Source organism: Fusicatenibacter saccharivorans, assembly GCF_027667425.1.
Taxonomy (GTDB): domain Bacteria; phylum Bacillota; class Clostridia; order Lachnospirales; family Lachnospiraceae; genus Fusicatenibacter; species Fusicatenibacter saccharivorans.
The window spans coordinates 171953-191768 of the sequence record NZ_JAQEGR010000008.1; the positions used below are offsets into that span (position 1 = coordinate 171953).

Annotated in this window: 27 protein-coding genes and 2 pseudogenes; 26 read left to right on the forward strand and 3 right to left on the reverse strand. The window is 49.4% G+C overall.

Features of this window, described 5'->3' with window-relative positions; translation table 11 throughout:
- From PGS38_RS09485 to PGS38_RS09535, 11 genes and pseudogenes are all read left to right on the forward strand, one after another.
- Positions 1–273: DUF5720 family protein (locus PGS38_RS09485; RefSeq protein ID WP_270476191.1), on the forward strand; the 273-nt coding region annotated here is incomplete at its 5' end.
- 23 nt (positions 274–296) lie between these two features.
- Positions 297–488, forward strand: coding sequence for a hypothetical protein (locus PGS38_RS09490; RefSeq protein WP_425463780.1), 192 nt, complete (start codon positions 297–299; stop codon positions 486–488).
- A 67-nt stretch (positions 489–555) separates the two neighbouring features.
- On the forward strand, positions 556–1425 hold the full coding sequence (locus PGS38_RS09495; protein WP_009272670.1) for a DUF6017 domain-containing protein: 870 nt from the start codon (positions 556–558) through the stop codon (positions 1423–1425).
- A gap of 34 nt (positions 1426–1459) precedes the next feature.
- A complete protein-coding gene (locus tag PGS38_RS09500) occupies positions 1460–2206 on the forward strand; it encodes a BRO family protein (RefSeq protein WP_009272669.1) in 747 nt (248 codons plus the stop codon).
- 22 nt (positions 2207–2228) lie between these two features.
- Positions 2229–2540: a DUF5720 family protein gene (locus PGS38_RS09505; RefSeq protein ID WP_006775629.1), complete on the forward strand. Its 312-nt coding sequence runs from the start codon at positions 2229–2231 to the stop codon at positions 2538–2540.
- 12 nt (positions 2541–2552) lie between these two features.
- The gene (locus PGS38_RS09510; protein ID WP_006775630.1) at positions 2553–2972 is read left to right on the forward strand and encodes a DUF4313 domain-containing protein; all 420 of its coding nucleotides are present in this window, start codon (positions 2553–2555) and stop codon (positions 2970–2972) included.
- Positions 2973–3058: 86 nt separating this feature from the next.
- Entirely contained in the window at positions 3059–3559 is a 501-nt protein-coding gene (locus PGS38_RS09515; protein ID WP_118639941.1) for a PcfB family protein, read from the forward strand.
- Positions 3556–5151, forward strand: a pseudogene (locus tag PGS38_RS09520) (VirD4-like conjugal transfer protein, CD1115 family); the annotation flags it as partial. The gene PGS38_RS09515 and the pseudogene PGS38_RS09520, both read left to right, overlap by 4 nt.
- A 97-nt stretch (positions 5152–5248) precedes the next feature.
- Positions 5249–5626 (forward strand): TnpV protein, encoded by a 378-nt coding sequence (locus tag PGS38_RS09525; protein ID WP_055219871.1) that lies wholly within the window; start codon positions 5249–5251, stop codon positions 5624–5626.
- Between the two features lie 14 nt (positions 5627–5640).
- Entirely contained in the window at positions 5641–5823 is a 183-nt protein-coding gene (locus tag PGS38_RS09530; RefSeq protein WP_055219873.1) for a hypothetical protein, read from the forward strand.
- A 12-nt stretch (positions 5824–5835) separates the two neighbouring features.
- A complete protein-coding gene (locus tag PGS38_RS09535) occupies positions 5836–6138 on the forward strand; it encodes a hypothetical protein (protein ID WP_055219875.1) in 303 nt (100 codons plus the stop codon).
- Positions 6139–6218: 80 nt separating this feature from the next.
- Here the strand turns inward: PGS38_RS09535 and PGS38_RS09540 are convergent, their stop codons facing one another.
- Positions 6219–7067: a helix-turn-helix domain-containing protein gene (locus PGS38_RS09540; RefSeq protein ID WP_055266762.1), complete on the reverse strand. Its 849-nt coding sequence runs from the start codon at positions 7065–7067 to the stop codon at positions 6219–6221.
- A gap of 175 nt (positions 7068–7242) precedes the next feature.
- Here PGS38_RS09540 and PGS38_RS09545 point away from each other — a divergent pair, with 175 nt between their 5' ends.
- The 7 genes from PGS38_RS09545 to PGS38_RS09575 all read left to right on the forward strand — a co-directional run bounded on the left by PGS38_RS09545 (position 7243) and on the right by PGS38_RS09575 (position 13897).
- Positions 7243–7722, forward strand: a complete 480-nt coding sequence (locus PGS38_RS09545) for a hypothetical protein (protein ID WP_226906287.1) — start codon at positions 7243–7245, stop codon at positions 7720–7722.
- Positions 7706–8011 carry a hypothetical protein gene (locus PGS38_RS09550; protein WP_055222220.1) on the forward strand — a complete coding sequence of 102 codons (306 nt, stop codon included), beginning with the start codon at positions 7706–7708 and terminating at the stop codon, positions 8009–8011. Before PGS38_RS09545 ends, PGS38_RS09550 begins: the two co-directional genes overlap by 17 nt.
- Positions 8012–8485: 474 nt before the next feature.
- The gene (locus PGS38_RS09555; RefSeq protein WP_117760454.1) at positions 8486–9730 is read left to right on the forward strand and encodes a plasmid recombination protein; all 1245 of its coding nucleotides are present in this window, start codon (positions 8486–8488) and stop codon (positions 9728–9730) included.
- Positions 9727–10431, forward strand: a complete 705-nt coding sequence (locus PGS38_RS09560; protein ID WP_055266766.1) for a CHC2 zinc finger domain-containing protein — start codon at positions 9727–9729, stop codon at positions 10429–10431. Before PGS38_RS09555 ends, PGS38_RS09560 begins: the two co-directional genes overlap by 4 nt.
- Positions 10391–11749 (forward strand): virulence-associated E family protein, encoded by a 1359-nt coding sequence (locus PGS38_RS09565; RefSeq protein ID WP_055221981.1) that lies wholly within the window; start codon positions 10391–10393, stop codon positions 11747–11749. Before PGS38_RS09560 ends, PGS38_RS09565 begins: the two co-directional genes overlap by 41 nt.
- 267 nt (positions 11750–12016) lie before the next feature.
- Positions 12017–12184, forward strand: coding sequence for a hypothetical protein (locus PGS38_RS09570; RefSeq protein WP_171027916.1), 168 nt, complete (start codon positions 12017–12019; stop codon positions 12182–12184).
- A 72-nt stretch (positions 12185–12256) separates the two neighbouring features.
- Entirely contained in the window at positions 12257–13897 is a 1641-nt protein-coding gene (locus PGS38_RS09575) for a recombinase family protein (protein WP_055221983.1), read from the forward strand.
- 198 nt (positions 13898–14095) lie between these two features.
- Here the strand turns inward: PGS38_RS09575 and PGS38_RS09580 are convergent, their stop codons facing one another.
- Both PGS38_RS09580 and PGS38_RS17675 read right to left on the reverse strand, forming a co-directional pair.
- Positions 14096–15118 carry a hypothetical protein gene (locus PGS38_RS09580; protein ID WP_055221986.1) on the reverse strand — a complete coding sequence of 341 codons (1023 nt, stop codon included), beginning with the start codon at positions 15116–15118 and terminating at the stop codon, positions 14096–14098.
- A gap of 17 nt (positions 15119–15135) precedes the next feature.
- Positions 15136–15342 carry a DUF6199 family natural product biosynthesis protein gene (locus tag PGS38_RS17675; protein WP_334291862.1) on the reverse strand — a complete coding sequence of 69 codons (207 nt, stop codon included), beginning with the start codon at positions 15340–15342 and terminating at the stop codon, positions 15136–15138.
- 735 nt (positions 15343–16077) lie between these two features.
- Between PGS38_RS17675 and PGS38_RS09585 the strand changes: the two are divergent.
- From PGS38_RS09585 to PGS38_RS09620, 8 genes and pseudogenes are all read left to right on the forward strand, one after another.
- Positions 16078–16323 (forward strand): annotated as a pseudogene (locus PGS38_RS09585) (VirD4-like conjugal transfer protein, CD1115 family); the annotation flags it as partial.
- Positions 16324–16543: 220 nt separating this feature from the next.
- Positions 16544–16684, forward strand: coding sequence for a Maff2 family mobile element protein (locus PGS38_RS09590; protein WP_080637056.1), 141 nt, complete (start codon positions 16544–16546; stop codon positions 16682–16684).
- Positions 16685–16888: 204 nt separating this feature from the next.
- On the forward strand, positions 16889–17266 hold the full coding sequence (locus PGS38_RS09595) for a GntR family transcriptional regulator (RefSeq protein WP_035394499.1): 378 nt from the start codon (positions 16889–16891) through the stop codon (positions 17264–17266).
- A 2-nt stretch (positions 17267–17268) separates the two neighbouring features.
- Positions 17269–18129: an ABC transporter ATP-binding protein gene (locus tag PGS38_RS09600; protein WP_005933713.1), complete on the forward strand. Its 861-nt coding sequence runs from the start codon at positions 17269–17271 to the stop codon at positions 18127–18129.
- Positions 18126–18773, forward strand: coding sequence for an ABC-2 transporter permease (locus PGS38_RS09605; protein WP_118014177.1), 648 nt, complete (start codon positions 18126–18128; stop codon positions 18771–18773). The genes PGS38_RS09600 and PGS38_RS09605 overlap by 4 nt, the downstream gene beginning before the upstream one ends.
- Positions 18774–18794: 21 nt before the next feature.
- Positions 18795–18962: a DUF6440 family protein gene (locus PGS38_RS09610; RefSeq protein WP_005933716.1), complete on the forward strand. Its 168-nt coding sequence runs from the start codon at positions 18795–18797 to the stop codon at positions 18960–18962.
- A 151-nt stretch (positions 18963–19113) separates the two neighbouring features.
- Positions 19114–19557, forward strand: coding sequence for a sigma-70 family RNA polymerase sigma factor (locus tag PGS38_RS09615; protein WP_006555732.1), 444 nt, complete (start codon positions 19114–19116; stop codon positions 19555–19557).
- Positions 19550–19750 carry a helix-turn-helix domain-containing protein gene (locus PGS38_RS09620; RefSeq protein WP_006858003.1) on the forward strand — a complete coding sequence of 67 codons (201 nt, stop codon included), beginning with the start codon at positions 19550–19552 and terminating at the stop codon, positions 19748–19750. The genes PGS38_RS09615 and PGS38_RS09620 overlap by 8 nt, the downstream gene beginning before the upstream one ends.
- Positions 19751–19816: the final 66 nt, after the last annotated feature.

Below are 19816 nucleotides of genomic sequence, written 5' to 3' on the forward strand. Positions count from 1 at the left end.
AGGGATATTTCAGCCCGTGAGCTGAAAGGACACAACATTCTCGCCGTAGAGAGGTTTTGGGATAACACCCGCTGGATGATCGAGTTTTCCGTCCTGCGTCCCAGCACTGCTTACGGAAGCCCCGGAGATGAAATGCGGTTGTTTTTGACTGAGGACGGGTATCAGGCCGCCCTGCAAAGCCAGCAGCGCCGGGAGATCAAGATCAAGCGTTACGCTCGTGTGATTGAGGGACATATCCTCGATTTCAAACCGGGAAAACGCCGCCGCTCATAAACCCATACAACGAAAGGAAAGGAATGACTATGTGTACGGTAAAGGAAATTCAAGAAGCAATCCGGGAAGATTGCAGATCTCAGCATGACATGGATTCAACGGATATTGACCGCGTGATGCAAACACTTCCTTTCGCCCAGGATGAGCCATTTACAGAGGTGCGTCCCCAAAAGCCGCTGTTTTGGTTCTATGCAAGAAAATTTGAAAAGCGCTAAACACCGCAATTTTTTGAAATGAGGATTGCGGTTTTTTTGTACCCAAAATTCGGAAGGAGTGAGGTCGATGGCCGTTTTTCGCATTGAACGGACCCGTGATTATACTGTGATGAGCAATCATCATTTACGAAATGCAAACCTGTCGTTAAAAGCCAAGGGGCTGCTTTCCATGATGCTGTCTTTGCCAGAGGACTGGAACTACACCACCCGTGGCCTTGCAAAGATCTGTAAGGAGGGCGTGGATGCCATCGGTGCTGCCCTGCGTGAACTGGAAGGAGCCGGATATATCGTGCGCCATCAGAGACGCGATAAAAGTGGGCGGATCACAGATACCGAGTATGTCATCTATGAACAGCCCCAGCCAGATATGTCCCAGCCGGATACGGCTTCACCAGATACGGAAAACCCGGATATGGTAAAACCGGATACGGAAAAGCCCGCAGAATTAAATATAGAGAAATCAAATACAGAAAAATCAATTACTTATGGATCAAGTACCGATTCCATTCCCTTCCGGGAAACAGCGGCGGAAAGACCGCCGGAACGGAAAGGAAGGGATGCGATGTCTGTCACAGAGATAGAAAATTATCGGGAGTTGATTTTGGAGAATATCGAGTATGACTGCTTGAAGCAGCGTTATCCTCTCTACCTGGATGACCTGAATGAGATCGTAGAGCTGTTGGTCGAAACGGTCTGTGCCAAACGAAAGACCACCCGGATCTCTGGGGCAGACTTCCCTCACGAGATCGTGCGTTCCCGTTTTTTGAAACTGGACAGCTCCCACATCGAGTTTGTCATGGACTGTCTGCAAAAGAATACCACCCAGGTACGCAACATGAAGCAGTACCTGCTTGCGGTGCTGTTCAATGCGCCTACCACCATGAATAACCACTACACTTCACTGGTCAATCACGATATGCACGCAGGCGGCTGGTAAAGGCCGCCTTTTATCATGCCAAAGGAGGCACGACATGAACCAGATGGAAATTTTCAAAAACCCGGAGTTTGGCAGTATCCGTGTCATTGAGGAAAACGGCAAATACTTGTTCAGCGGAACGGATGTGGCTGCTGCGCTGGGGTACAGTAATCCCCGCGATGCAATTATCCGCCATTGTAGGTATGTCGTGAAACGCGACGCACCTCACCCACAAAGCCTCGACCGCAAAATCAGTATGACTTTTATCCCAGAAGGCGATTTGTACCGCCTAATCGTTCACAGCAAATTGCCATCGGCAGAGCGGTTTGAACAGTGGGTATTCGATGAGGTCTTGCCTACTATTCGTAAGCACGGGGCCTATCTCACAAAAGAGAAGCTGTGGGAGGTTGCCACTTCCCCGGAGGCTCTGATGAAGCTCTGCTCAGACTTGTTGGCTGAGCGTGAAGCGAATATTTCTCTGCGTAAGGAAAATGCACAGCTGGAGGGCAAAGCCGCTTTCTATGACCTGTTCATCGACTTAAAGCACAGCACCAATCTCAGGACTACCGCCAAAGAGTTGGATGTCCCGGAGCGCCGGTTTGTTCGGTTTCTGATAGAACGGCGGTTTGTGTACCGCACGGCATCCGGCAATGTGCTGCCTTATGCCAATGTGAAAAATGCAGGGCTGTTTTGCGTCAAAGACTACTGCAACCACGGTCATACCGGTTCCTACACGCTGGTCACGCCCCAGGGCAAGCTCTATTTTGCTCAGCTGCGGGAGATGATCTTGCTGGTCTTATAAGAACAGAAAGGAAGTGGGTTTTATGCAGGAAGGAAAAACAATCGGTCAGCTGATGGAGGAAATGCGTCAGAAAGCCGGGGCGCAGAACTATCACGGCCATGACTACATGGATCTTCAGCGATTTGCGGAGAACACCCGGCACATGATTATTTTTGATGTGCTGACGAATGACTCCCCGGTGGGCTGGAAAGGAGAACGAACCCGCCTGTTTTTGTCAGATATAGGCTATGAAAAAGCTCTGGACAGTCAGGCAAAGGGGCAGATCAAGATTCTCAGCCATGCAAAGGTCAGAAATGGAGATTTGTTTTATGACCACAAAGAACAGATACGATAGGAGGAATCTGATATGAATGAGGAAAAGAAAGTCCCCTTCAAGTGGGAATATGGGGAAGAAACCATATCGCTGCAACTTGGGATGTATGCGAATAATCAGCGGCTTTATATCGGCATGATTACCCATACAGAAGATGGAGCAGAACCGTTTGCAGATATGACGGTGAACCTACCGGGATATTCCCTGGACCCCGGAGAGGCGTTTATTTCCGGTGACATCAGCAAGGACCTGCTGCGATTCATCAAAGAGAACAAATTGGGGAAGGTGCTTCCCTATCAGGTGCAGTCCGGTTATGGAAAATATTCTGCCGTTGCCTTTGATCTGGAGAAGTTGAAGGTATTTGATCCCAAAGGTGTGGCAGAGTTTCGGGAAGAGTGGAATTTGCCGGATAAGAAGCCGGTAAAGAAAAAGAGCCGCGGGATGGAGCGATGAAGAAATATTTTCTCCGGCGGCTGGTGGTCCCGCCTTAGAAGAAAATGCACCACCCCTGCACATTTTGTGGAAAGGAGGCGATGAAAATGCAGGAAGAAGTGGAAAACAGAACTTTAACGCTGGTTGTCAGTGGAACAAAGTTCACCGGCAGGCTGCTCAAAGCCGCCATCAGCAAGTACATGGCCCACCGCAAGGAAAAGAAGCTGCAAAAGCAAAGAAGCCGTGACGCTCCTGTGACACCCCACGGAAAACAGACCGTCAAGCAGCTCATTGGTCAGAATCAGGGGATCTCCAATATCGAGATCACAGACCCTTCCATCAAGGAATTTGAGAAGATCGCCCGGAAATATGGTGTGGACTATGCGGTGAAGAAAGACCGCAGTAGCTCCCCACCCAAGTACCTGATCTTTTTCAAAGGCCGTGACGCCGATGCGCTGACCGCTGCATTTACCGAGTACACCAGCAAAAAGGTCAAGAAGGCCGAGAAAACAGAACGCCCGTCTGTGCTGGCAAAACTCAGTCAGTTCAAAGAGATGGTCAAAAATGCCGTGGTGGACCGCACCAAGCGAAAGGAGCTGGAACGATGAAAAAGCAGTTTGACATCAAAAAGCTCGTTTTGCTGAACCTGCCCTATCTCCTGATGGGGCTGTTTACTACCAACTTCGGGGAGGCATGGCGACTGGCTCAGGGGGCAAATGCTTCAGAGAAATTCCTTTCTCTGTTTGCTGTCCTGCCTGGGGCGCTGCAAAGCTTCTGGCCCAGCCTGCACCCGCTGGATCTGCTGGTGGGGCTGTGCTGCGGTGCTGGCCTGCGTCTGGCGGTGTATCTCAAAAGTAAAAACGCCAAGAAGTACCGTCACGGCATGGAGTATGGTTCTGCCCGTTGGGGAACCCGTGAGGATATTGCTCCCTACATCGACCCGGTGTTCCAGAACAATGTCATTCTCACAAAAACCGAAAGCCTGACCATGAACAGCCGCCCCAAGGACCCAAAGACCGCCAGAAACAAAAATGTGCTGGTGATCGGCGGCTCCGGTTCCGGTAAGACCCGCTTCTGGCTCAAACCAAATCTGATGCAGATGCACAGTTCTTATGTGGTCACAGACCCAAAGGGAACCATTTTGGTGGAGTGCGGGAAAATGCTCCAAAGGGGCGCACCCAAACTGGGAAAGGACGGAAAGCCCATGAAGGATAAGCACGGCAAGGTCATTTATGAGCCTTACCGGATCAAGGTCCTCAATACCATCAACTTCAAGAAATCCATGCACTATAACCCTTTCGCCTATATCCATAGCGAAAAGGACATATTGAAGCTGGTCACGACGCTGATCGCCAATACCAAAGGCGAAGGCAAGGCCGGAGACGATTTCTGGGTCAAGGCAGAAACGCTTCTCTATTGTGCGCTCATTGGCTATATCCACTATGAGGCTCCGGTGGAGGAGCAGAACTTCTCCACCCTTATTGAGTTCATCAACGCCATGGAGGTCCGGGAGGATGACGAGGAGTTCAAAAATCCCGTGGATCTGATGTTTGACGCATTGGAAGCAGAAAAGCCAAACCACTTTGCGGTGCGCCAGTATAAGAAATATAAGCTGGCGGCAGGAAAAACAGCCAAGTCGATCCTGATTTCCTGTGGTGCGCGCCTTGCGGTATTCGACATTGCAGAGCTGCGTGAGGTCACAGCCTATGATGAGCTGGAGCTGGACACTCTGGGAGACCAGAAAACTGCCCTGTTCCTCATTATGAGTGATACAGATGACAGCTTTAACTTCCTGATCTCTATGTGCTACACCCAGCTGTTTAATCTGCTCTGCGAAAAAGCCGACGATGTGTATGGCGGCAGGCTCCCGGTCCATGTGCGCTGTCTCATTGACGAGTGCGCCAATATCGGCCAGATCCCTAAGCTGGAAAAGCTGGTGGCCACCATCCGAAGCCGTGAGATTTCCGCCTGTCTGGTGTTGCAGGCACAGAGTCAGCTGAAGGCGATCTATAAGGATAACGCAGATACCATCATCGGCAACATGGATACTTCCATCTTCCTGGGCGGTAAGGAGCCAACCACCCTCAAGGAGCTGGCTGCCGTGCTGGGAAAGGAAACCATCGACACCTACAACACCGGAGAGAGCCGTGGGCGTGAAACTTCCCACTCTCTCAACTATCAAAAGTTGGGGAAAGATATGCCATACTTGTTCGTGAAGAGTTCAGTTGCCTTGAATTTATCATGAACAGGGACACGATCAACTGGATTCTGAAATAACTGAATACAGGAGGTCGAACATGGAGCATTTACCAAAGAAAATCCATCAAAACGGAATCAGCTACACGCTGGTGGGAGACTACTACATCCCCGATCTGGAGCTACCGGAGGAAAGCCGCCCCATTGGGCGGTGGGGCCGGATGCACAAAGCGTTTCTGCAAGAACACCGGCCCGGCCAGTACAATGCCCTGCTTCTGTCGGGAAAACTCTGGACATATCTTGCTGACCTGAACGAACAGGCCGCTGACCGGCTGGCGTGTATCGTCTCGCAGATGCAGGAGGCGGAGGGTGTCACCGAGGAACTGAAAGCCCGTGACCAGCTTGCGTGGGTCGGGGGCATGAACAGCATTCGCAGCCGAGCAGAGGAAATCATCCTCTCTGAGATGATTTTTGTTTAAGGAGGTGCCTGTCTATGAGATACCGTATCGAATACGCCGATGGGCGTTATTGTAACTTTGCCAACGGCAGGGCTGAGCTGCTGAAATGGCTGAAACTGCTGAAGCAAGAGGAAATCTCCGACATCCGCAAAGTATATAAAAGCGGTGTGTCAGATTCCGTCCTGGAAACATACCGGAATTATATCCGCCCAGCATAAGGAGGGGCGCTTATGGGTACAGATATAGAAAAATTGGTTGATTTGATGATTCAGGAGCGGATGCAGAGCCAGTTTGCTAAGTGGCGGGAGGCAGAAACCGGCACGGAGAAAAAAGAGGACTGCCTTCGCTTGGAAAACGAGTATGAAAAAGCAATCAGCGCATTGTCTGAGGAACAGAAGGACGCTGTAAGACACTACTGTGATTCTATTTTCGATTCTGGTGCAGAAAGCGAGTGCTTCTTTTACCGGCTGGGCCTCAAAGATGGCATCCGTCTCTGGAAGTTTATGAAAAAGCTGATGAAAACGGTCAGCTAACGGATGTATAACCACATATTTTATTCCGCCCACAAACGGGTCGAAAGCCGTCCAACGGTACAGATTGGGCGGCTTTCCTGTTATCTGCGTTTCTTCCGCTTGGGCGCATAGTACGGCTGCGGCTTGGCCTTTCCTCTCATGTTGTTGGGATTTTTGAGCATTTTGGACAGGCTCAGTATCCGCAAAAATGCAGAGAAGTCCTCTGAGGAAATCTTCTCGAAGGGTATCTGCATTCTGTCGCAAAATTCGTGGATTACCACTTCCTCTTGGCTGCCCTGTTCGAGCGCCTGTTCAAACTTTTCCTTGACGTCATCCAGCGTGGGCTGCGGGTCGGCGGTGGTCTTGTCCTTGCGGTGTGCTTCCCGGATGTCCCGGACGATGCTGTCCAGATCATCGTGCATGACATGGCTGTAAAAATCGCTTTCCTGCACCTGCCCCAGTTCCAGCGTCCGCATATAGAGGTCATCTTCTCCGGGCGCATACTTGCTCATGACGGTCTGCCGGGTGGCCTCCAACACCAGATTCATCTGCTCCACCCGCATATTGGCGATCTGGTCGATGCAGATTTCCATATCTATCATCAGCCGCCGGAAATTCGGGTGGGCAGCCAGTTCGCAGAGAAGCCGGTTGTTGATTTTGCCGCTGCTCAAAAGTTCCACCATATCATCACTCAGATGCAGAGATTGAAGTTCTGTGTTTGGGTGATTTTTATTTTCCGTCAGCCCCATCAGATAGTCGGTGGACACGCCGTAAAAGTCCGCCAGCGTTGCAATCGCAAACGGGCTGATGTCCTTGTAGTCATCGGTTTCGTATTTTCCCAGCGCGGATTTAGACAGGCCGGTCTGCTCCGCCAGTTGTTCCAGCGTCAGGTGCTTGTCCACCACCCGCAGGTCTTTGAGCCGCTCCGGGATTGTCAGCTTTGCGTACATCCAAAGCCCCCTCTCTCGTTATCTTTTTCAGTGATTACACCCATTATAGCACGATTCCATAAGCGTGGAAATATGCGGATTTCGAGCGTTTTTCCGACGTTTTGGATATACGGGAAAGGGCCTCTTTTTTCGGTAAACTGGTTCTTGCAGACAGGCACAGAACCTTGAAAATCGAATGACCGGCTGCAAGGGGTATGGCCTCCGGGGAAGTGACGCCAGGACAGAAATCGAGCACACCAAAGAGGCCGATACGCCGGGAGAAATTCCGGGCAGGAGCGGCTTGCAGGCAGACCGGCGGACAGGAAACAAGTTTATCATGCGGGGCGCATGGCTCCGCAGCAAAGAAATGGAGGAAATCATTATGACACTGAGTATGAAAGAAAAGAAGATTCTCTACGCTTACGGCTGTCTCAGCCACCACAATACGGTGACACGGCTGAAATGGCTGACGGCTCTGACGGTTGACCCGGAGGCCAAACGCCGGATGCTGGGGCTGGCCCGGAAGGTGGAGACGGAGATGAACGAAAGCTGGTACGAGGATTTTTATCACCATCTGCGCATGGAGATGGACGAGTACCGCCGTCTCAAGCGCAACCTGCGTGTGCTGAAATCTTACACCGATTATGAGGAGGATCTGTATGAAGAAGCTGTCTAAGTATGAGAAAGAAACCATCATCAACTGGAACGAGGCGGAGAACCTTGCCAGCGTCTACACCTTCAACGCCAGCTTGAAGCGCAGGCTGGCTGATTTCAGCCGGAAGTACCCACTGTTGTGCCGGTTGGAGCGCAGCACGCCGGAGGGCAGCGTGACCTATGTGCTGGACAAGTCCCGGCTGTCGATCCGGCTGGTGCCTCCGTACAGCGAAGAACGGAAAGCCGCCGCAAGGGAGTACGCAAAGGAGCATGGCTTTCAGGTGGTGGTAACGGAAGAAAAAATCGCCTAAAATCGGGGTGTTTACGGGAAAAATGACGGGTCTGCACCCGATGTTTTGACCGGCAATCCCCGCAGGCGTATTCCGTATCCACTCCCCGCCTATGGGCGCAAATGTGTGGATACGGAGCCGGTGAAACTGGCAAACACCGTTCCTGCGGTGGAAGCCAGCTTCGCCGGTGCGGAAGTACAGAGGGCGGCCAGCCCTTTGTGGCGGGGTGCAGGGGCGGCAGCGCACTGCTGGGGTCAAGGGGCAACGCCCATTGGCAGGTTAAGGGCGGCAGCCATTATCGGGTCAAGGACGAAGTGCCTTGGCAGGTTGAGGGCAGCCGCCCCATCGGGTCAAGGGTGAAACGCCTTGCCCAGGGAAAGTTGATGCCTGCGTCAACTTGTATTGGGTATTACCTGACGCAAAATTCGCAGGATTTGCGGCTTCGCCGCCCCTTCCCCGGCCCCAGAACATCTTCGCAGGAAGGAGGAAATCTGTTTGAAACTGACACGACACAATGGACGCTCCGGCAAGCATGGCACCTATAATCCCCGCCACAATGACCGCCGGTTCGATGTGGAGAACAGCGAACACATTGACGCAGAACGGGCAAGGCAAAATGTCTACTGGGACTGCTACCGGGGCTTTACCACCCATGAGTTCCGGGAGAACCCGGAGCAGCCGGATTTCAGCTTTGAGGAAATCGAGCGGATGTATTACTACGAGCATTACGGCGGCTATGTGGAAGCTCAGAACGCCCGGAATGAGAAAACCCGGCACACCGAGCGCAACCGCACTGTGGAGGACTTGCTGAAAAACAACAAGACCTGCCCGGAGGAAAGTATCTACCAGATCGGCACGATGGGAGAATCCGTCTCGCCGGATACGCTCTTTTCCATCGTCAATGAGTTTTATCAGGAATTTGAGCGCCGCTTCGGTTCCCATATCCACATCCTGGACTGGGCGCTCCATCTGGACGAGGGGACGCCCCACATCCATGAGCGGCACGTCTTTGACTGTGAGAACCGCTATGGGGAACTGTGCCCCCAGCAGGAAAAGGCGCTGGAAGAACTTGGCATCCCTCTCCCCAACCCGGAGAAGCCCAAAGGCCGGAACAACAACCGCAAGCAGACCTTTGATGCGGTCTGCCGGACGATCCTGTTTGACATCGCCAGACGGCATGGGCTGCATCTGGATCAGGAGCCGTCCTACGGCGGGCGGGACTATCTGGAAAAACAGGATTATATCCTGATGAAGCAGAAGGAGCAGCTTGCGGCGCAGGAGCAGAAGCTGGAAGAACTGACGCTCAAAATCGAGGACGTGGAGACGCTGTTAGATGATGTTTCCGATGCGGCCTATGACAAGGCGGTGGAGGTGGTGACCGATACCGTCCGGCAGGAGACACACAAGGAAGATATTCGTCTGGTGGAAGAATCGAAAAAATGGGTGCTTTCGCCGGAGCGCAAGGCCCCGAAGAAGGAGCGTGACTACGCTGCCGCCCGTCTGGATGGAGTGATTACCAAAATCAAACGGGTCATGCAGAACGCCCTGGCAAAAATCCAGAAAACTCTCATGCAGCCGGAGGTCAAGAAGGCCGGTAAGGAGCAGATTAAGGAGAAGGCCAGAGAATCCATCCGGGAGAAGCTGGCGAAAGGCAGGCTGAACGCTGACCGAGATAACCGGGAACGCTGGGAACGTGAGGGGCGGATTGCTCCGAAAAAGAAACACGATATGGAGTTATGAGGCACCTGATTTTCTGCGGAAACGGGTGCTTTTTTCTCTGCCTGGAGGTGAGAAAATCGAATATATTTGAAGCGGTGAAGGAGTCTGTCACCACAAGGCAGGCTGCGGAATATTACGGGGTGCAGGTTGGCAGGAATGGCATGGCCTGCTGTCCCTTCCATGATGACAAACATCCCAGTATGAAGATTGACCATCGGTTCCACTGCTTTGGCTGTCAGGCAGATGGGGATGTGATTGATTTTACCGCCCGTCTGTTTAGTCTGAGCAGTAAGGAGGCGGCGCTGAAGCTGGCGGAGGATTTCTCTGTCCACTATGACGCCAAAGGCCATGACCCGCCCCGCAGGAGGCCGGTCAAGCGAAAAATCAGCGAGGAACTGCGTTACCGGCAGGCGGAGCAGAAATGTTTCCGGGTGCTGTGCAATTACCTGCATCTGCTGGAACGCTGGGAGAAGGAATACGCCCCGCAGACGCCGGATGAAGCGTGGAATCCGCTGTTCGTGGAGGCCCTGCAAAAGAAACCGTACACGGAATATCTGCTGGATATTCTCTTGTCCGGCAGCATGGAGGAACGTGCTTCCGTGGTCGCTGAGTATGGAAAAGAGGTGAGGAAGATTGAGCAGCGAATATCAGAGTTTACCGCTAGCCACCCGGCAGGCCGCCATGAGCGCAGCCGAAGCCTTAGCGCCGGAGCGGAGCGTTGATGAGGTGCGGGAAAGCCTGTCCGTCACCGAGAAGGGCCAGCCCGCCAACACCATCGGCAACTGCCGGACGGTGTTCTGCCATGACCCTCTCCTGCGTGGGGCGATCCGCCTGAACCTTTTGACTGACCGGGTGGACATTGTACAGGATTTAGGCTGGCGCAGGAATACCAGTGCCCTGACGGATACGGACGTGAAATATCTGCTTCTCTATTTTGAGCAGACCTATGGCCTGACCAGTGAGAAAAAGATGACGGCGGCGCTCTCCATCGTGGCGAATGAGAACTGCTACCATCCCATACAGGACGTGCTAAACGGCCTTGTCTGGGACGGGACGCCCCGCATCCGCTCCTGTCTCCATCATTTCTTAGGTGCGGACGAGAGCGACTATGTGGAGGAAATGCTGAAACACTTTTTGCTGGGGGCTATCCGGCGGGTATTCCGCCCCGGCTCCAAATATGAGGAAATGCTCTGTCTGGTGGGCGGTCAGGGGGCTGGCAAGTCCAGCTTCTTCCGCTTGCTGGCGATCCGGGACGAGTGGTTCAGTGACGACCTGAAAAAACTGGACGATGACAGGGTGTATCTGAAGCTGCAAGGACACTGGATTATCGAAATGTCGGAGATGCTGGCTACCAGCAGCGCCAAAAGCATTGAAGAAATCCGCTCCTTTATCAGCCGCCAGAAGGAAACCTACCGGACGCCCTACGAGGCCCAGCCCAAAGACCGGCTGCGGCAGTGTGTGTTCGGCGGTTCGTCCAACACACTGGACTTCCTGCCCCTTGACCGGGCCGGAAATCGGCGCTTTTTGCCGATCATGATTTACCCGGAGAATGCAGAGGTTCACATTTTGGAGGACGAGGACGCCTCCAGAGCCTATCTTTTACAGGTCTGGGCGGAGGCCATGACGATTTACCGCAGCGGCCACTACTCTATGAAGTTCAGCAAGTCCATCCAGCGCCAGCTGGTGGAGGTGCAGAAGGATTTCATGCCGGAGGACACCGAGGCCGGACAGATACAGGGCTTTCTGGAACACTACACCGGCAGCATGGTCTGCTCCAAACAGCTGTTCAAGGAGGCGCTGGGCCACACCTACGATGAGCCGAAGCGGTGGCAGCTGCACAATATCAACGAGATCATGAACACGGTGGTGACGGGCTGGAAACCATTCTCCAATCCCCGGATGTTCACCGGATATGGCAGGCAGAGGGGCTGGGAACGGGACGTTTCCGGCAACGAACTGCCCGGCAACGAAGATGGATTTGTGGAGCTGACCGAGGAAGAATGCTGCCAGCTGGAACTGCCGAAGGAGTGGATCGCATAAAATTAGCGGTCTGTTGCCGGGATGGTTGCCACTTGGTTGCCGGGTTTGTTGCCGGGGATTCTCCGGTCTGGATACGGAAAAAGCCTGTAAATAAGGTATTTTCTAATATCTATCTCTATCTCCGGCAACGAAAACAACGAGATTTTTCAAGAAAATTGATAAAGTAAGATTTGCAGGTCAGACGGTAGTTTACAGGTTTTCAGAGGTTCGTTGCCGGACTTCGTTGCCAGTGCTGCCGTCTGGCCTGCTACTCTATGGAGGTAGCCTATGGAAAAAAGCAAACAGCAGAAAAATAAAGTCCGTTTTGTGGTGGTGCGGGAGTTCTCCGGGGAGAAGTCCATGCGGGAAGCCTTTGAGCAGCTGATTGAGCGTCAGACCTGCGAACACTTCGAGGAATGGCGTCAGCAGCGGGAAATGGCCGAAAACGCTGCGTAAAAACGGTTGATTCAGGGGCAGGGACATGGTACTATAATGGTATCGTGTCCCTGTTCATAGAAGGAGAACGCTATGAGCAGGAAAAAACAAGTCTATGAGAAAATCACCGCTCTCTACTGCCGCATCTCTCTGGATGACGGCGGCGACAACGAGAGTATGAGCATCAGCAACCAGAAAATCATGCTTCGGGACTTTGCTGAAAAGCATGGAATGTTCCAGTATGAATATTATGTGGATGACGGCTATACGGGCCGCAATTTCAACCGCCCTGCCTTCCAGCGCATGATCGCTGACATTGAGGCGGGGAAGATCGGCTGCGTCATCACCAAAGACCTATCCAGGCTTGGTAGGAACTATATTGAAGCTGGCAGCTATATCGAAATCTTTTTCCCCAAACACAATGTACGCTATATCGCCATCACGGACGGCGTGGACAGCCTGACCCGTCAGGAGATGGACATTACGCCCTTTAAGAATATCCTGAACGATATGTACAGCCGGGATATTTCTAAAAAGGTGCTGGCAGGCATCACCACCCGCTCCCGGCAGGGGAAGTTCTGCGGAGGGACGCCGCCCTTCGGCCTGATGCGTGACCCGGAGGACAAGGGGCATCTCATCATTGACCCTGAGACAGCGCCAATCATCCGCAAAATCTATGACTATGCCCTTGACGGGCTGGGCTGCATGAGGATTTCCAAACGTCTGATGGAAGAAAAAATCCCAATCACCCATGTCAAAGCCAACACGGAGTTTGACGCCAACTATTATTTCTGGGGCGGAGCCAGAATCAGTCACATCCTGAGAAATCCATTCTATAAGGGCGCACATTTGGTCTTTCGGACGCATCAGAAAGGCATCCGCTCCAACACCTATGACATTATTCCCCGTGACCAGTGGGAAGTGATCGAGGGCTGCCATGAGGCCATTGTGACGCCGGAGGAATGGGAACAGGTGCAGGAACTCATTGACCGCAGGCCGACCATTCAGGGGAATTCCTGCCCCTTTTATAATCTGTTCCACGGTCTGGTCTACTGCGCCACCTGCGGGAAGTCCATGCAGGTGCGGTATGAGAAAGTGGGCCGAACCGGGAAGAACCGCTTCACCGGCGAAATGCGGGAGCCGATTGACAAGGCGTACTATATCTGCCAGACCTACAACCGCATGGGCTGCAAGGTCTGTTCCAGCCACAAGATCGAGGCCAGGGATTTATACAATCTGGTGCTGAAAGACATTCAGGAACTGGCGGCGCAGGCTATGAAGGATGCCGATGCGTTCTACCAGCGGCTCAGCCGCCGGATGGAGCACCGGTATCTGGTGGACGCCTCCCAGACAGAAAAGGAACGCCTGCGGCTGGAAGCCCGAAATCAGGAAATTGACGGGATGTTCCTGAGCCTGTACACCGATAAGGCCAAAGGCATCCTGACCGAGCAGCGGTTTGTGAAGCTGACGGCGGCGCTGGAACAGGAGCAGGAATCCAACCAGAAACGCCTGCATGACCTGGCAATGATGCAAGGTCGTGCCGATGCGCAAGAAAGCGAAGTCCGCACTTTTATCAAGGAAATCCGGCGCTATGCCGCCATCGAGGAACTGGACGAGGCGGTGCTGAACCGGCTCATTAGCCGGATTCTGATTGGAGAAATCAAGAAGATTGATGGTCAGAGGACACAGGAGGTTAAGATTATTTACAATTTTGTTGGGGAAATGTCAAGGTAGAATTTAGACGCTAAATACTTTTAATTTATATCAAAAGTGATACAACAATTTTCTTTTAATGCTATCAGGCAATAAAGTTATTCCTTTGGCCAGAGTAAAAGGGATAACTTTATTTTGCTAAAGCATACTAAAAAGGGCGCGTTGCAGAAAATTATCCGCAACACGCCCTCTTCTATAAGTCCTTATGTCAAAATCAAATTATTGGTAATCTTGAATATTGGGATAAGCGGCACCGTTATTATGCGCGTAAGCTGCTTCAAAGTAGTCGAGGCTTTCAAAAGTAATGCCCTGATAGTTTCCGACATTCAACACATCAAAAGTTAGATTCAGAACATCACCAGCGGAATATTGGTCAAGAAGATTTCCTGCAAATTTCCATCCTATGTTTTCCTCATAAGTATCCTCGGTAAAATAAAATGTAGTCGCATCCTCAGTCGCATCATAACTAATGTCAATAATTATATCAGAGAAATGAACTTGATCTCCAGCATTAAAGTCTTTGAGATAATCTACAGTTTTTCCATCAGCAGGATTAATAAATTGAGCATTAAGTTGTGTCATATCAACAACCTCTGGAGGAAGAGAATTAAGTCTGTAAGATTCTGCAACAGAGAATTGATAAACTCTGTTATTATCCCCAAAGTAAAATCCATCTTCCGTCATAGGAACACTTGAACGAGCATTGGCATTGTAATAATGGGCATAATACAACTGCCATTTGTATGTCTCAGTTGAAACAAACTGTGCTTTCCATGTACCAGAACTGTCTCCTGCTTTCTTTGTATAAAACATATACTGATTTGTACCAGTAGTTGCTTGACTTACCGTATCACCAGAGGCATCTGACAAGATGAGTGCAATCTGTGTAAAAATATCGACAAAGATAATCCTATGTCCATGCATACGGATAGAACCAACGCTGTTATCTACTTCTGGACGAAAATAAACCTCAGGCCCCATATCACCCGTGTTATATTCTATGCTAGGTGAAACAAGATAGGCCCAACTACTATCCTTTTCACTCTGTCCATCGAGATCGATAAGCTTTTCCACATAATCTGAAAGGATAATCCAGCCAATCTTCCACCAATTCACTTTGCTTGCTTCAGCAGAAGAACTGATATTCTCGTTGTCGGCATAAGCAAAAGTAGTGTTAGAAAAACTTATGCACATAACCAAGGAAAGAGTAAGTGCAACAATCTTACGTGTTAGCTTTTTCATTAAAAGCCCCCCTTCTCTTATAAAACCAAAACAATAATGCAAATGATGGATGCAATAAAAAAGAATACTCCAGCAACCCGCATCAAACCAAGATATAAATCTGTAGGTTCACCGCCTTTTACAGAAAAGAAGTGTTCAATTTTCCATAAAAGTTCCGGCTTAAAAATCATAAAAAAACTTAATAGAAGCAAAAGGATAAGCCATATGTTATCTATGTATAACACTTCCTTTCTGCTAATACTGAAAATTCAAATAAAAAAGCGCATAAGTAGACAAATAATCATGCCTAACTTATGCGCAAATAGAAACAATTTTAATTCTAAGCCTCCAAAGCTGGCAGCGTCGGTAAAAATGCTCCATTATTAAGTTAGGCAACTTAACCTTAAAACAAATCATCGGTCTTACCTCCCAACAATATAAATTTCGACTTTTCACTTTTATTTTATCACCTAAAGCAGAACTTGTCAATGAATTTGTCTAAAATAAGTCGATTTTCTTTTTTGATTATGTGCATTTTTAACTAATAGAAAGAAAGTTGTATTGAGGGCGATTGGTGTTCCTTATTCCATATGTCGGAACTGTATGAAGTGAAAATAGTTTATCCGTTGAAGAGTCACTCCACAGGTTATGCTTGATTCTTTCAAAGTTATGTTTCTATAATATGCATCCGTACTGTCATATTATAATTCACATTATTGGATAATATAAATTGACAAGTATAAGATAAACAGACAAGGAGTCGCTGCCACCCGTAAAACGGGTGGCTCGGGACGCAGGCTTTAAGCCCACTCTACTTGGCCGCGCCTCAAGGCGCTAGCTTTCTCTTTTAGGCTATACTAAAGTTTTTATTTCCCTGGTACAACCGGGGATTTTTTTGCTTCAAGCCGCCAATTAGAACGGCAGCCACAAAGATTTTTCTTTGCGGCTGCCGTTTTCTTGAATTCATCACTTGACAATGTGGCAAAGAGCTGATGAGCCAGGATGAGCTTGCTGTTATGGATGGCGGCAAGTGTATTCTCCAGCTGCGCGGTGTGCGTCCTTTTCTTTCGGACAAGTACGACATTACCAAGCACCCCAATTTCAAGTACACTGCCGACGCGGATGACAAGAACGCTTTTGATATTGAAGCATTCTTGTCCGCAAGGCTGAAACTCAAGCCCAATGAGGTCTGCGATGTATATGAAGTAGACACAAAGGGCGCTTAATTTCGTTCCGCTTTAGAAGGGAGTGATCTTATCTATTCGCCGCACCTGCCCTCTATGGGCCATTGGCGTACAAAGCGGACAATCGCAAGAAAAAATAATGAAAAAGGAGGACAGCCGGAATCATGCCCCCCGGAAACCGGGCGGCAGATTGTTCCGGCTTTTGTATGCCTATGAAACATGACAAACCTATTTTTTAATCAGATTCCGGCTAACAAACTATATGGCATTTTTTGAACAGGCAATCACCGTTCTTCAGACCCTCGTTATCGCGCTCGGTGCCGGTCTCGGTATCTGGGGCGTTATCAACCTGCTGGAAGGTTACGGCAACGACAACCCCGGCGCCAATGCTCATGTGCCATAAAGTAACACACAAGAAGTTGATAGACAACAGCCCGTTATTCCGTAAAAATTTCAAAGTAGAATTTCATGGAAGCCATACAAATTGTGTGGCTTCTTTTGCTTAATAAGCAAAGATAAATTTTCTAATACCCTATTGACAAAAGCGTTTGCCTTGAATATAATGTACTTGTACGATAAGTACATTATAGAACAAAGGAGGGGCGTTGTGGAAATTATCATAAGCAGTAATACGAGCAAGCCAATTTATGAGCAGATAACTTCACAGATAAAAGCCATGATTATGAGTGGCGAGTTAAAAACCGGCGATCCTATTCCCTCTATGCGGGCGCTGGCAAAGTCCATTCATGTGAGTGTTATTACCGTTCAAAAAGCGTATGAAGATTTGCAAAGGGACGGTTTTATTGAAACAACGGTAGGCCGAGGAAGTTTTGTGTCGGCACAGAACAAAGACTTTTATCAGGAAGAACAGCAGAGATTGGCCGAAGAACATTTGCAAGAGGCCGCCGATATTGGGCGGATAAGTGGAATATCGTTGGAAAAACTGATTGAATTACTGACGATATTTTATCAAGAGGAGGATTAACTATGAACGCTATTTTGCAGGTTGAGAACTTGACAAAGCAATACGCCGATTTCAAGTTAGACCATGTTTCGTTTTCGGTTCCGAAAGGAACAATCATGGGGCTTATTGGCGAAAATGGAGCCGGAAAAAGCACAACTATCAATGCTATTCTTGATTTAATTCATAAAGATGATGGAACAGTTACTTTTTGGGGGCAGGAATTATCGTCCACAAAACAAATCAAAGAGGATGTTGGCGTAGTGTTTGACGGAATTAACTTCTATGAAACGCTCACTCCGGCCAAAGTCGGGAAAATTGCTGGTGCTGCCTACAAACAGTGGGACGGCCATCTGTTTCAAGACTATCTAAAGCGGTTTCAACTTCCAGCGGATAAGGAAATTAAATCTCTGTCCAAGGGAATGAAGATGAAGTTGTGTATTGCCGTCGCCCTTTCCCATAACCCCAAGCTACTGATTTTGGACGAAGCGACAAGCGGCCTCGACCCTGTAATGCGTGATGATATTCTTGATGTATTTCTTGAATTTGTTCAGGACGAAAATCATTCCATTTTGATGTCCTCGCATATCACAACAGATTTAGAAAAAGTCGCAGATTACATTACATTTATCCATCAGGGCAAGGTTCTTTTTTGTAAAACGAAAGATGAACTTCGTTATAACTATGGTATTATCCGCTGTGGCGCAGCACTGTTCGACCAGCTCGATAAAGCGGAAATTCTGGCTTACCGCAAAGATGATTATCAATGGAATGTGCTGGTAGCTGACAAGGAAAAAGCCCGGAGGAAATATAAAAATGCCGTAGTGGACGACGCAACAATCGACGATATTCTGCTGCTGTATGTGAAAGGAGAGCAAGCAAAATGAAAAGTCTTGTTTTGAAAGATTTATTTAATATCGGCCACAATGCGAAATCTATGCTATTCATCCTTGTGGTTTTTGCCGTTGCGCTTATTCCGTTTTCCGGCGTAGAAGGCTATATTTTTGTATGTGCGATTTTGTGCAGCATGATGATTGTAACAACCTTTTCTTTTGATGACAGTTCTAAATGGACACGGTATGCTATGATAATGCCAGTTTCCAAGAAAGAATTGGTTGCTGGAAAATTTATGGTGCTGGCTATCTTCTGCGCCATTGGCAGCCTCTTTGGGCTGATTATTGGTTTTATCGGTGGCCTAATCACAGATAAAATCGTACTCGACATAGTAGGGATTGGAGAGCTTCTGTTTTTGACACTCGTTGCATGGGTAATCTCCCTTATTTTTGGAAGTATGTCAATTCCTCTTGTGTTCAAGTTTGGCGCAGAAAAAGGCCGTGTTCTGCTATTAGTATCATTCCTCATTCCGGCAGGGATTTGCTTTGGAATATATCAGCTTCTTACTATGCTGGGAGTTGCATTGACAGACCAGATTGTATTTATTCTTCTCTGCTGCTCACCGCTTCTGGCGTTGGCATGGTGCTATGTGATGTATCAAATCAGTTATCGCATTTTTGTAAAGCAAGAGCTTTGATTTCTATTGGGAGGTATCTATATGGGAAGCAGAAGATTTGAAATTACTGAAACCGCAGGAAGTGTGAAAGGCTTTTATGTGGTAGTGGACAGAGAAACCGGGGTCAATTACCTTGTGGCAAAGTTTGGAACTGGCGGGGGTATTTGTCCCTTGATTGACAAAGACGGAAAACCGATTATCAGCGAGTAGCAAAGCCAGCCGAGCCAGTCAACGGTCAAGATAAACAGCGCATACTGCGCTGCCGTTGACAGCCCCGCCCGCCTTTGCAGATAGGCAATCAAGGGGCGACAGCAAGGAGTGCTGCCGCCCTTTCCCATAATCGAAGAAAGGGGGATTTTCCATGACTGAATACGAAGCCTATCAAGAACATATCCGCTATACCCATGATACCTATTGCCGGATTGTTATTCGCCATGCGTCCTTTGACGCTGCCCGTATGCTGGCGGCGAGATGGAAACGGGAAATCTCCCTTGAATATCTGACCGAAGAAAAGTTTGTCCAACTAAGCACCACAGACGAGTATTTTCAAGTGCCGGACTATGGCGAAACTTATCCGTTCTCTGTCCGGGGGCAGACGATACTTTTAGATAGCTGTTCTCTTGCGGCTGCTCTTGCCCGATTGCCGGAACAGACGCAGGAAGAAATCTTTTTGTACTACTTTCAGCACTTGACGCAGAAAGAAATCGGAGAACAAAGCGGCTGGACACGCAGCACAATCGGGCGGCATATACGGCTTGCCTTGAAGCGGCTGAAAGAGGAAATGGAGGTGCTGTCCCATGAGTAACCGACTTCTCCCCTATGACACTATCATAAAGGCACATGAGGGCGACCCCATAGCGATACAAGCCGTCCTTGACCGATACGCTGGATATATCCGCTACTTCTCTAAGATGAACGGCTATTACAACTCTGATATGGAGGACTACATCAGAACAAAGCTGATTGAAAGCCTGTTCAAGTTCCGGCTTGACCGATAACATAGAAACTGAATATCCCGCCGCCCCGCAGCGGCACATGAAGCAGTAAATCCGAAAAAGATTTGC